9 protein-coding genes are annotated in these 12,370 nt (G+C 71.0%); 4 read left to right on the top strand and 5 right to left on the bottom strand.

What is annotated here, in order from left to right:
- Positions 1-257 precede the first annotated feature (257 nt).
- The 3 genes from ACZ5GT_RS18780 (at position 258) to ACZ5GT_RS18790 (ending at position 4,673) form a co-directional block, all read left to right on the top strand.
- Entirely contained in the window at positions 258-1,751 is a 1,494-nt protein-coding gene (locus ACZ5GT_RS18780) for a cellulase family glycosylhydrolase (protein ID WP_469024809.1), read from the top strand.
- A gap of 29 nt (positions 1,752-1,780) precedes the next feature.
- Positions 1,781-3,496 (top strand): glycoside hydrolase family 6 protein, encoded by a 1,716-nt coding sequence (locus tag ACZ5GT_RS18785; RefSeq protein WP_469024812.1) that lies wholly within the window; start codon positions 1,781-1,783, stop codon positions 3,494-3,496.
- Positions 3,497-3,755: 259 nt separating this feature from the next.
- The gene (locus tag ACZ5GT_RS18790; protein ID WP_469025227.1) at positions 3,756-4,673 is read left to right on the top strand and encodes a methyltransferase domain-containing protein; all 918 of its coding nucleotides are present in this window, start codon (positions 3,756-3,758) and stop codon (positions 4,671-4,673) included.
- A gap of 103 nt (positions 4,674-4,776) precedes the next feature.
- Here ACZ5GT_RS18790 and ACZ5GT_RS18795 read toward each other — a convergent pair whose 3' ends face one another.
- From ACZ5GT_RS18795 to ACZ5GT_RS18805, 3 genes are all read right to left on the bottom strand, one after another.
- Positions 4,777-5,613 carry an aldo/keto reductase gene (locus tag ACZ5GT_RS18795; RefSeq protein ID WP_469024815.1) on the bottom strand — a complete coding sequence of 279 codons (837 nt, stop codon included), beginning with the start codon at positions 5,611-5,613 and terminating at the stop codon, positions 4,777-4,779.
- A gap of 140 nt (positions 5,614-5,753) precedes the next feature.
- Entirely contained in the window at positions 5,754-7,580 is a 1,827-nt protein-coding gene (locus tag ACZ5GT_RS18800) for an AMP-dependent synthetase/ligase (RefSeq protein WP_469024820.1), read from the bottom strand.
- Between the two features lie 411 nt (positions 7,581-7,991).
- Entirely contained in the window at positions 7,992-8,855 is an 864-nt protein-coding gene (locus tag ACZ5GT_RS18805; RefSeq protein ID WP_469024823.1) for a LysR substrate-binding domain-containing protein, read from the bottom strand.
- Between the two features lie 167 nt (positions 8,856-9,022).
- Between ACZ5GT_RS18805 and ACZ5GT_RS18810 the strand changes: the two genes are divergently transcribed.
- A complete protein-coding gene (locus tag ACZ5GT_RS18810) occupies positions 9,023-10,036 on the top strand; it encodes a bile acid:sodium symporter family protein (protein ID WP_469025234.1) in 1,014 nt (337 codons plus the stop codon).
- Here ACZ5GT_RS18810 and ACZ5GT_RS18815 read toward each other — a convergent pair.
- Together ACZ5GT_RS18815 and fdhD are read right to left on the bottom strand one after the other, a co-directional pair.
- Entirely contained in the window at positions 9,972-11,183 is a 1,212-nt protein-coding gene (locus tag ACZ5GT_RS18815; RefSeq protein WP_469024830.1) for a hypothetical protein, read from the bottom strand. The genes ACZ5GT_RS18810 and ACZ5GT_RS18815 overlap by 65 nt on opposite strands.
- 96 nt (positions 11,184-11,279) lie before the next feature.
- The gene (gene fdhD, locus ACZ5GT_RS18820; protein WP_469024833.1) at positions 11,280-12,110 is read right to left on the bottom strand and encodes a formate dehydrogenase accessory sulfurtransferase FdhD; all 831 of its coding nucleotides are present in this window, start codon (positions 12,108-12,110) and stop codon (positions 11,280-11,282) included.
- Positions 12,111-12,370 lie beyond the last annotated feature (260 nt).

Consider the following 12,370-nt stretch of genomic DNA (forward strand, 5'->3'; position numbering starts at 1 on the left):
GGCTCGGAGAAAGTGGGGAGGAGCAACAAGCCTTGAACCAGTGGGAGCGCTCCCATAGTGGGGATGAGGGTAGGAGCGGTCAAGATGTTCGAAGAGTCGAAAAGATTCGACGGCTGTGTGACAAGGACAAGTCAAGAAAGTTTCTGTCACCCTCTGTTCAGCTCGGTCACTTGGCGCTAGCTTCTTGCTCACCAGTGGGAGCGGTTCCATCAGTCGACGCGCCGGTTGCGGTGCGCCTGATCTGCAAGGAGTCGCTCATGCGACACCCCCCGCGTTCAGCACTTTTAGCCATTGCCGGTGCGACCGCCCTCATCGGGGCGGTCACCGTGCCGGCCGTGACGGCGCAGGGAGCCACGCCCGCGTGCACGGTGGAGTACTCCGTCACCAGCCAGTGGGCGGACGGCTTCCAGGGCTCCGTCACGATCACCAACAACTCGGCCGCGCTGAGCAGCTGGAGCCTCGGCTTCGACTTCTCCGGCGGACAGAAGGTCACCCAGGGCTGGAACGCCAAGTGGTCCCAGTCAGGCACCAAGGTGACCGCTGCCAACGAGAGTTGGAACGGTTCCCTGGCCACCGGCGCGAGCGTCAGCGCCGGGTTCATCGCCTCGTGGTCGGGGAACAACGCCGTGCCGGCGTCGTTCACGCTCAACGGCACCACCTGTAACGTCGACGCCGAGCCGTCGCCGACGCCTACACCGACGCCCACGCCGAGCGACCCGCCCGGCACGGGCGGCGGCCCGGCGCCCGCCTTGCACGTCTCGGGCAACAAGCTCGTGGACGCGGGGGGAACGACCCACCGGCTGCTCGGTGTCAACCGGTCCGGTGGCGAGTTCATGTGCGTGCAGGGCTACGGCATCTGGGACGGTCCCGTCGACGATGCCGCGGTCAAGGCGATAGCGGACTGGAAGGCCAACACGGTCCGCATTCCTCTCAACGAGGAGTGCTGGCTGGGCCTTTCCAACATCAAGCCCGAGTACGGCGGGGCCAATTACGTCAATGCCGTCAAGGACCTGGTGGCCCGTGTCGAGGCGCACGGCATGACGCCGATCGTCGAACTGCACTGGAGCTACGGCCAGTACACCGGCAATTCGGCCGGCTGCTCCGACGTGCACGCCACCTGCCAGAAGCCGATGCCGGACATGCAGTACTCGCCCTCGTTCTGGTCCTCGGTGGCGAGTACCTTCAAGGACGATCCGGCCGTCGCCTTCGATCTGTTCAACGAGCCCTATCCGGACCGTGCGACCTCCACGACCACCCAGGCGTGGCAGTGCTGGCGGGACGGCGGCAACTGCCCCGGCATCGGTTACGAGGTCGCGGGCATGCAGGACCTGGTCGACGCGGTCCGCGCCACCGGCGCGAAGAACGTCGTCCTGGCCGGCGGGCTCGCCTACTCGAACGACCTCAGCCAGTGGCTGACGTACAAGCCCAGCGACCCCACGGGCAATCTCGTCGCCGCTTATCACGTCTACAACTTCAACACCTGCTCGAACGAGAGCTGCTGGAACTCCACGCTCGCTCCGGTGGCGGCCCAGGTGCCGCTGGTGGCCGGGGAGATCGGTGAGAACACCTGCTCCCACTCCTTCGTCGACCAGGTCATGAAGTGGTTCGACGACCGGGGGCTCTCCTACCTCGGTTGGACCTGGAACACCTGGGACTGCTCCTCCGGTCCCTCCCTCATCTCCGCCTACGACGGTACCCCCACGTCGTACGGCGCGGGGCTGCGCGACCACCTGCGCGCGCTGAACGGTTGATCCCCCGACAGAACAGGAAACCCGCTTTCATGAGCCGCACGAGAACATCGATACTCGCCGCCCTGGCGCTGGTCGCCGGGACGGCCGGGACGGCGACGGCCGTCGTCCCGGCGGACGCCGGCCTGTCCGCCATCCCCTGCACCGTCGACTACAAGGTGCAGAACCAGTGGGACACCGGCTTCACCGCCGCCGTGACGGTGACGAACAACGGCGCCGCGAAGAGCAGCTGGTCGCTGAAGTGGTCCTACGGCGGCAACCAGAAGATCACCAACTACTGGAACGCCAAGGTCAGCCAGAGCGGCACCGCCGTGACGGCGAACAACGAGTCCTACAACGGGACGCTGGCGACCGGTGGTTCGGCCAGCTTCGGGTTCCAGGGCACCTACAGCGGCACCAACGCGGTGCCGGGCACGTTCACCCTCGACGGCGTGACCTGCAACGTCGACGACGGAAGCGGCGGTAACGGGGGCGGCGGCACCACCGACCCGAGCGGCCGCGTCGACAACCCGTACGCCGGCGCCAAGGTCTACGTGAACCCGGAGTGGTCCGCGAAGGCCGCCGCCGAGCCGGGCGGCAGCCGGGTCTCCAACCAGCCCACCGGCGTCTGGCTGGACCGCATCGCCGCGATCAACGGGGTCAACGGCGGCATGGGCCTGCGCGACCACCTCGACAAGGCCCTCGCGCAGAAGGGCAGCAACGAAGAGGTCGTCCAGCTGGTCATCTACGACCTGCCCGGCCGTGACTGCGCCGCCCTCGCCTCCAACGGCGAACTCGGCCCGACGGAGATCGACAAGTACAAGACGCAGTTCATCGACCCGATCGCGGCGATCCTGGCCGACCCGAAGTACTCCTCGCTGCGGATCGTCACCACCATCGAGATCGACTCGCTGCCCAACCTGGTCACCAACACCGGCAGCCGGCCCACCGCCACCGCCAACTGCGACACCATGCTCGCCAACGGCAACTACATCAAGGGCGTCGGCTACGCGCTCGCCAAGCTCGGCGCGATCTCGAACGTCTACAACTACCTCGACGCCGGCCACCACGGCTGGATCGGCTGGGACGACAACTTCGGCGCGTCGGCCACCCTGTTCAAGCAGGCGGCCACCAGCGAGGGCGCGACCGTCGACGACGTCGCCGGCTTCATCACCAACACGGCCAACTACAGCGCCCTGAAGGAAGACCACTTCACCATCAACGACTCGGTGAACGGCACCTCCGTGCGCCAGTCGAAGTGGGTCGACTGGAACCGCTACGTCGACGAGCTCTCCTTCGCGCAGGCCTTCCGCAACCAACTGGTCTCGGTGGGCTTCAACTCCAACATCGGCATGCTGATCGACACCTCCCGCAACGGCTGGGGCGGCACCGCCCGGCCGACCTCGGCAGGCCCGACGACCAGCGTCGACGCCTACGTCGACGGCGGCCGCTACGACCGCCGTATCCACGTCGGCAACTGGTGCAACCAGTCCGGCGCCGGCCTCGGTGAGCGCCCGCAGGCCAGCCCCGCGGCCGGCATCGACGCCTACGTCTGGATGAAGCCCCCGGGTGAGTCCGACGGCTCCAGCAGCGCCATCGCGAACGACGAGGGCAAGGGCTTCGACCGGATGTGCGACCCGACGTACACGGGCAACGCCCGCAACGGCAACAGCATGTCGGGCGCCCTGCCGAACGCGCCGCTGTCCGGGCACTGGTTCTCGGCCCAGTTCCAGCAGCTGATGCAGAACGCCTACCCGCCGCTGCCGTAGCACGGCAGTGCGGTGGCGCAGTAACGCGGTGACCTGCCGGTGAACCACATCCCGGCCGGTCACCGGTGATCCGCCGGGGTCGCCCTCCCGGGCACGACCCCGGCGGATCGCGAAATCCACGGCCGACCTCGTCGGCCGGCGGCTCGCGCGGGACCACGCGTCCCGCGCATCCCGTTTTTTGCCGCGCCCGCAACAGAATTGGCCTCGTCCGGTGCGTCGGAGCACGCTGGCGGCATCCCAGGACGAGAGGCTGACGACCATGGCGCACCCGGACCACGGCCACCAAGGCCACCACGGCCACGACGACCACGGCCACCCTGCCCACGGGCACCACACGGACATCGACTGGGCCGAGATGGCCCCGTTCCTCGAGGCCCAGGCCGAACTGTTCACCCCCCTGTACGAGCAGGCACTCTTCTGGCTCGGCAAGGAGGTGACCGAGCCGGGGCTGATCGTCGACGCGGGCAGCGGTCCCGGAGTCGTCTCGTGCCTGTTCGCCGAGACGTTCACCGGCGCCCGCGTGCTGGCCGTCGACGGCTCCGAGCCACTCCTGGAGCGTGCCCGGGCCCGGGCCGCCCGGCTCGGATACGCCGACCGGTTCGACACGCTCGCCGGTGAACTCCCCGACGTCCTGGACGAGTCGGACTACCCGGCCGACCTGCTGTGGGCCGGCCGCAGCCTGCACCACCTGGGCGACCAGCGCGCCGCCCTCGCCGCCTTCGCACGTCGGCTGGCGCCCGGCGGCACGCTCGCGATCATGGAGGGCGGGCTGCCGTCCCGGTACCTGCCGCGCGACCTCGGCTTCGGGCGCCCGGGTCTCCAGGCCCGGCTGGACGCCCTGGAGGCCGAGCGGTTCGCCCGCATGCGGGCCGATCTGCCCGGCTCCGTCGACGAGGTGGAGGACTGGCCGGCCCTGCTGACCGGTGCGGGCCTGACGCACGCCCGCACCCGCAGCTTCCTCCTCGACCTGCCCGCACCGGCCCCCGACCGGGCCCGGGCCTACGTCGCCGCGAGCCTGTCCTGGCTGCGGGACGGGTTCGGCGACGCCCTGGACGCCGACGACCGCGCCACCCTCGACCGTCTCCTCGACCCCGACGACCGGGCGAGCGTGCACCACCGTCCGGACGTCTTCGTGCTGGCCGCCCACACGGTGCACACCGCCGTCCGCCCCGGGTGAACCGCCCCGGGTGAACCGAGCCCGGTCTTGACTTCGAGAGCGCTCCAACACCCGCGAGGCCGCCCGCCCCGGACAGGGCGGGCGGCCTCCGACTGCCCGTGGATCAGGCCACGTTGAACGTCGACGGGTCCGGGCCCAGGCGCCGGTCCTCGTTCAGCGCGCTGATCGCGGCCAGGTCCTCGGTGTCCAGGCTGAAGTCGAACACCTCGATGTTCTCCTTGATCCGGGACGGCGTCACGGACTTGGGGATCACGATGTTGCCGAGCTGGAGGTGCCAGCGCAGCACCACCTGGGCCGGGGTGCGCCCGTGCTTCTGCGCGATGGCGACGATCGCCGGGACCTCCAGCAGGCCCTTGCCGGAACCTAGCGGCGACCAGGCCTCGGTGGCGATGCCCTGCTCCGCGTGGAACTCGCGGGCCGCGTGCTGCTGCAGGTGCGGGTGCAGCTCGATCTGGTCGACGGCCGGGATCACCGACGTCTCGTCCATCAGCCGCCGCAGGTGCTCCGGCTCGAAGTTGGAGACGCCGATGGCCCGCACACGGCCGTCGGCGTGGAGCTTCTCGAACGCCTTGTAGGTGTCGACGTACTTGTCCCGGTCCGGCGTCGGCCAGTGGATGAGGTACAGGTCGACGTGGTCCAGGCCGAGCTTCGCCAGCGACACGTCGAAGGCGCGCAGCGTGGCGTCGTACCCCTGGTCGCCGTTCCAGAGCTTGGTGGTGACGAAGACGTCCTCGCGGGGGAGGCCGGAGGCGGCGATCGCCCGGCCCGTGCCCTCCTCGTTGCCGTAGATCGCCGCTGTGTCGATGCTGCGGTACCCGGCCTCCAGCGCGGTGGCGACAGCCCGCTCCGCCTCGTCGTCCGGCACCTGCCAGACGCCGAAGCCCAGCTGGGGCATCTCGACGCCGTTGTTGAGGGTGATCGGGGGGACCTTGCTGCTCACGAGCTCTTGATCCTTACGGTCGCGTGTCAGGTGATACTCCCCATCGTCAACGATCACGGGCCGTGATGCATTCCTGACACCGGAATCCGCCCACCGGACACATGTCTGCACCCGGTACGGCGCCGCTGTATCCGGCGCCGCTACACCCGGTACAGCGCCTCGACCTCGCTCGCGTACGCCTTCTCGATGGCCTTCCGCTTCAGCTTGAGGGACGGGGTCAGCAGACCGTGCTCCTCGGTGAACGGCTGCGCCAGTATGCGGAAGGTGCGGATCGACTCCGCCTGCGAGACAAGGGTGTTGGCGGCGACCACCGCCCGTCGCACCTCCGTCTCCAGGTCCGGGTCGCGCACCAGCTCGGCCGGCGTCATCCGCAGCTTGCCGCGCATGGTGAGCCAGTGCTCGACGGCCTCCTGGTCGAGGGTGACCAGGGCGGCGATGTACGGGCGGTCGTTGCCGACGACGATGCACTGGCTGACCAGCGGATGGTCGCGGACGCGCTCCTCCAGCACCCCGGGCGGGACGCTCTTGCCGCCGGAGGTGACCAGGATCTCCTTCTTGCGGCCGGTGATGGTGAGGTAGCCGTCGGCGTCGAGGGAGCCCAGGTCGCCGGTGGCCAGCCAGCCGTCGTGCAGCGTCTCGTCGGTGGCCTTCTGGTTGTTGAGGTAGCCGTGGAAGACGTTGGGGCCGCGCAGCCAGATCTCGCCGTCGTCGGCGATGTGCACGGTGACGCCCGGGATCGGCTGCCCGACGGTGCCGTAACGGGTGCGCTCGGGCGGGTTGGCGGTCGCGGCGGCCGTCGTCTCGGTCAGCCCGTACCCCTCGTAGATCTGCACGCCGGCGCCCGCGAAGAACAGGCCCAGCCTGCGGTCCATCGCCGAGCCGCCCGACATGGCGTTGCGGATCCGGCCGCCCATCGCGGCCCGCACCTTGGAGTAGACGAGCTTGTCGAAGAGCTGGTGCTGCATGCGCAGACCGGCCGTCGGCCCGGGCCCGATGCCCCACGCCTTGGCCTCCACCGCGTCCGCGTACTTCACGGCGACGTCGACGGCCTTCTCGAAGGCCCCGGCCTTGCCCTCCTTCTCGGCCTTGCGGCGGGCGGAGTTGAAGACCTTCTCGAAGATGTACGGCACCGCGAGGACGAACGTCGGCCGGAACGCGGCCAGGTCGGGCAGCAGGGCCGCGGCGTGCAGCTGGGGCTGGTGGCCGAAGCGGACCCCGCCCCGGACCGCGGCGACCTGCACCATCCGCCCGAAGACGTGCGCCAGCGGCAGGAACAGCAGGGTGGACGCCTCGTCGCCCTTCTTCGAGTGGAACACCGGCTCCCAGCGCTCGATGGCCGTGTCCGCCTCGTACATGAAGCAGCCGTGCGTGATGACGCAGCCCTTCGGGCGGCCGGTGGTGCCCGAGGTGTAGATGATCGTCGCGATCGAGTCCGGCGTCACCGCCTGCCGGTGGCGGTGCACCACGTCGTCCTCGAGGTGGGCCCCGGCGTCGTACAGCTCCCGCACCGCCCCGGCGTCCAGCTGCCACAGCCGGCGCAGCCGCGGCAGCCGGTCGATGACGGTGGCGATGGTCATCGCGTGGTCCTCGTGCTCCACGATCGCGGCCGTGCACTCGGCGTCGTACAGCATCCAGAAGCACTGTTCGGCCGAGGAGGTCGGGTAGACCGGCACCACCTGGGCGCCGATCGTCCACAGCGCGAAGTCGAAGAGCGTCCACTCGTAGCGGGTGCGGGACACGATCGCGACCCGGTCGCCGAACCGGATGCCCTGGGCGAGCAGCCCCTTGGCGAGGGCCAGCACCTCGTCCCGGAACTCCGCCGAGGTCACGTCCCGCCACACCCCGCTGCCGTCCTTGCGGCCCATGGCGATGTGCAGCGGATCGTCCTGGGCACGCCGGAAGACGACGTCGGCCAGTCCGCCCACCGGCGGTGGCAACGCCAACGGAGGGTTGGTGAACTCGCGCAAACCCCGCTCCCCGATCCTGGTGACGCTCCGCACGGCGCCGTGAAAGCTACCCCACGCCGGGGCGGGGTGGGAGGGGGGCAAAAGCCGAGAAACGCTCAGTTATGTGCTGGTCGGTGCCGGAAAATGGGCGCACATGGGGAAGGGTCGGACAGGGAACTGACCATTCAGTAAGTTTCGGGACGGTAATCTCCACCGAATCTGTACGACCCGATCACGCACCCGCGTGTCCACCCCCGGCCGCTTCGTCCGCGCCGTCCGCCTGGTCTGCGTGGTCCGCGCCGCGCGGCCGTCTTCCTTCTCTCTGCGCCGCCGAGCCCGGTTCCGTCACTCCGGCACCACCGCCCCGGCCGGCCCCTCCCCGGCAGCGCTTCCGCCGCCGTCCCGGCCGGCGTCCTGCCGCGACGGGTGGCCCTACCTGCGGTGCAGCCGGTCGCCGGCCGCCAGGACGGCCGACGCCAGGGCCTCGGCCGCGCCGCGGGCGGCGGCGCGGCGGCGGTCGTGCAGCAGGACGAAGTCGACCTGGCCGAGCTCCGGCAGCCCCGCCCGGTCCGGCACCCGCACCAGGCCCGGCGGGATCAGCCGCCGGGAGTGCGCCATCACCCCGAGGCCCGCGCGGGCGGCCGCGATCAGCCCGTTGAGACTGGTGCTGGTGCACGCCACCCGCCACGGGCGACCCTGCCGCTCCAGCGCCTGGAAGGCGAGGGCACGGGTGATGCCCGGCGGCGGGAACACGATCAGCGGCACCGGGCGGTCCGCGTCCAGGCGCAGCCGCTCCGCCCCGATCCACACCAGCTCGTCGTGCCACACCAGCTCACCGCGCGGGTCCTCCGGCAGCCGCTTGGCCAGCACCAGGTCCAGCTTTCCGGCGGCCAGCTGCTCGTGCAGGATGCCGGACAGCCCCACCGTGAGCTCCAGGTCGACCTCCGGGTGGTCGTGCCGGAAGGCCTCCAGGATCTCCGAGAGCCCCGTCAGCACGAAGTCCTCCGAGGTGCCGAAGCGCAGCCGGCCGCGCAGCCGGGTACCCGTGAAGAACGCCGCCGCCTGTTCGTGCACCTCCAGGATCCGGCGGGCGAACCCGAGCATGGCCTCGCCGTCCTCCGTCAGCTCCACGGAGTGTGTGTCCCGGCTGAGCAGCTGCCGCCCGGCGCTGTCCTCCAGCCGCCGCACGTGCTGGCTGACGGTCGACTGGCGCACCCCGAGCCGCCGCGCGGCCTGCGTGAAGCTCAGGGTCTGCGCCACCGCCAGGAAGGTGCGCAGGTGGGAGGTGTCGTACACGCGGAACACGATAGCCGGTCATCACGGAACGACATCACAGTCAGAGCGGTATGACGGATTCCCGATCACCGGCCCGAGGGGGACCATGGAGAGAGGATCAACCCCCCGCACCGTCGGAACAGACCAGCAAGTGGAGCACCGTGAAGCATCTGCAATGGCCGCGTTGGATGCCGATAGACCCGTACATCCTGCTGCTGCTCGGGACCGTGGGCCTCGCGGCCCTCTTCCCGGCGCGCGGGACCGCCGGGGACGTCGCCTCCGGTGCCTCCACCGCCGCGATCGCCGTCCTGTTCTTCCTCTACGGCGCCCGGCTGTCCACCCGGGAGGCACTCGACGGACTGCGGCACTGGCGGCTGCACGTCACCGTCCTCGCCTGCACCTTCGTCGTCTTCCCGCTGCTCGGCCTGGCCGCCCGCGGTGCCGTCCCGGTGCTGCTGACCCGCCCGCTCTACGACGGCCTGCTGTTCCTCACCCTCGTCCCGTCGACGATCCAGTCGTCGATCGCCTTCACCTCCATCGCCCGCGGCAACGTCCCCGCCGCGATCTGCGCGGGCTCCTTCTCCTCCCTGGTGGGCATCGTCGTCACCCCGCTGCTGGCGGCGGCCCTGCTCGGCAACAGCGGCGGCGGGTTCTCCGCGGACTCCCTCGTCAAGATCGTGCTGCAACTGCTGGTGCCGTTCCTCGCCGGGCAGTTGCTGCGCCCCTGGATCGGGCGTTTCGTCGCCCGCCACCGCAAGGTCCTCGGGCTGGTCGACCGCGGCTCGATCCTGCTCGTCGTCTACACCGCCTTCAGCGAGGGCATGGTCCAGGGCATCTGGCACCAGGTCAGCCCGGCCAGGCTCGGCGGCCTGCTGGCGGTCGAGGCGGTCCTGCTCGCGGTGATGCTGGCGCTGACCTGGTACGGAGCCAAGGCCCTGCGCTTCGGCCGCGGCGACCGGATCGCCATCCAGTTCGCCGGCTCCAAGAAGTCCCTCGCCTCCGGACTGCCGATGGCCAGTGTCCTGTTCGGCGCCCACGCCTCGCTGGCCGTGCTGCCGCTGATGCTCTTCCACCAGATGCAGCTGATGGTGTGCGCGGTGATCGCCAAGCGCCGCTCCCACGACCCCGTCGAGGACGTCACCGAGACCGAGTCAGGCGCAGCGTCACGAACCGCGGTCGGTACAACCCCACGTCCGCGTTGATGCTCGCCGAGGCGCCCTGCGCCTCCGTCCAGTTGACGTCGTAGCTGAGCACCGGACGGCCCCGGGCGGACAGTTCGGGATGCGCCTGCGGGTTGTAGGCGGCGACCCGGCCCCGCGGCAGGGCCAGCCGGACGCCCGCGCCCGGCCCGTGCCAGGGCCCCGCGGGGGAGCAGGCCCAGTACGACGTCAGGGTGGTCATCCCCTTCACACCCGCGGCCATGGTGAACAGCAGGTACGTCCCGCCCCGGTGCACCACCGAGAACGCGCTGCCCACCGCCGCCCCCCGCAGCGGCAGCGGCCGCGGCCCCCACCCCGCCCCCTGCCGGTACCGCCAGGCGGCGGGATCGGCGAGCCTGCCCTCCGGCACCCGCGCCAGGTACGCCGACGAGGCCGGACGGGACGCGGCCTGCCGGTCGTCGCCGCCGAAGACGTACGTCCAGCCGCCCTCCTCGACCAGCGTCGTGCCGAACAGCACCCGGCGGGCGGGGTCGGGCACCAGCCCCTGGTCGAGGACCCGCACCACCGACTCCACGCGCAGGCCGGGCAGCGTGAGCGTGGCGACCTCGGTGGCGGTGGGCACCCCGTAGACCCACGGCGGCGCTCCCGCCGTGCGCACCCACAGCAGCACCCGCACCACCCGCTCCCGCGCACCCGGCGCGCGCGGTTCGACACGGGCCGCGACCGGCCAGCGCCACTGGTTCGGCGCGGGGTCGGCGAACAGCGGGGCGGGCAGGGTGCCGCTGAGCCGCCCGCCGCGCATCAGCACCGCCGAGTTGCGCACCAGCGGCGCGCTCGTGTCCCGCCAGGCGGAGGACTCGCCGGCCGGGTTGGGCGGGCCGTGCACCCGGCCGAGGTAGGTGTCGGAGAACAGCCACAGCACCCGGCCGTCCGGCAGCCGCACCGAGTGGGTGCCGTCGCCCCCGGTCCAGTCGTCGGTACGGGCGCCGTCGTCGCCGTAGCGGGCGAACTCGCCGGTGAGCGCGGAGTCCGCCGCCCACGAGGACACGGCGTGCGGGGCGCAGCGGCCCTCGCCCTCCCCGCCGCCGCCCCGCCCGTGCGGGGTGAGCAGCACGGCCCCGAGGACCAGCGCCAGCAGCAGGCCGAGGCCGGTCCCCGTTCGCTGTCGTGCTCGTGCGTCGTCGGGCACGCTCCGCGACGTTAGCGGCTCGCGCCCACCCGGTCCATGGCCGGCCACAGCCCGGAGCCCTCGACCGCCGCGCCGCCGCGGGCGGCTACCGGGCCATCAGTTCAGCACCAGGCGTTCGCCGCCCGCGTACACGTTCATGGAGTTGCCCCGCAGGAAGCCGACCAGGGTCAGGCCGGTCTCCGTGGCCAGGTCGACGGCGAGGGAGGACGGCGCGGAGACCGCCGCGAGCACCGGGATGCCGGCCATCACGGCCTTCTGCGCCAGCTCGAAGGAGGCACGGCCGGACACCAGCAGGATCGCCCGCGACAGCGGCAGGTCCCCGTTCTGCAGGGCGCGGCCGACGAGTTTGTCGACGGCGTTGTGCCGGCCCACGTCCTCCCGCACGTCGAGCAGTGCGCCGTCCTCGGCGAACAGGGCGGCGGCGTGCAGCCCACCGGTCCGGTCGAAGACCCGCTGGGCCGGGCGCAGCCGGTCCGGGAGGCTGGCGAGCAGGTCCGGGTCCAGGCGGAGCGGGGGAGTGTCGGCGATCGGCCAGCGGGCGGTGGTCCGCACCGCGTCGAGGCTGGCCTTGCCGCACAGCCCGCAGGAGGACGTGGTGTACACGTTCCGTTCGAGGGTGATGTCCGGGATCGTCACCCCGGGCGCGGTCTGCACGTCCACCACGTTGTAGGTGTTGTGTCCGTCCGCCGTGGCGCCCGCGCAGTACACGATGTTCCGCAGGTCCTGCCGCTCGGCGAGCACGCCCTCGCTGACGAGGAAGCCGGCGGCGAGGGCGAAGTCGTCGCCCGGGGTGCGCATGGTGATCGCGAGCGGTCTGCCGTTCAGCCGGATCTCCAGCGGTTCCTCGGCGACCAGCGTGTCCGGGCGCGTGGAGACGGCCCCGTCGCGGATGCGGATCACCTTGCGTCGTTCCGTGACTCGTCCCATGTCGTGTCTCAGTCCCGGTTCTGTACGTGCTGGTAGCTGGTAGCTGGTAGCTGGCAACTGGTAGCCGGAGCGGCCCTTGATGCGGAAACTCATTCGATGCGGAGACTCATTGTCCTGCACATGGAGGGGGTGGGGCCGCGGCCCGCCTCGCAGTCGGCGCGGTCGACTTGCTCGGTCGTCCGAGATCCTGATGGAAGCCGACAACCCCGGCGGCCGAATCCTGTCGCCTCGGCTGCCGCCGTACTCACGGGTCACTGAAC

It is taken from the genome of Streptomyces sp. NPDC031340 (assembly GCF_055569945.1).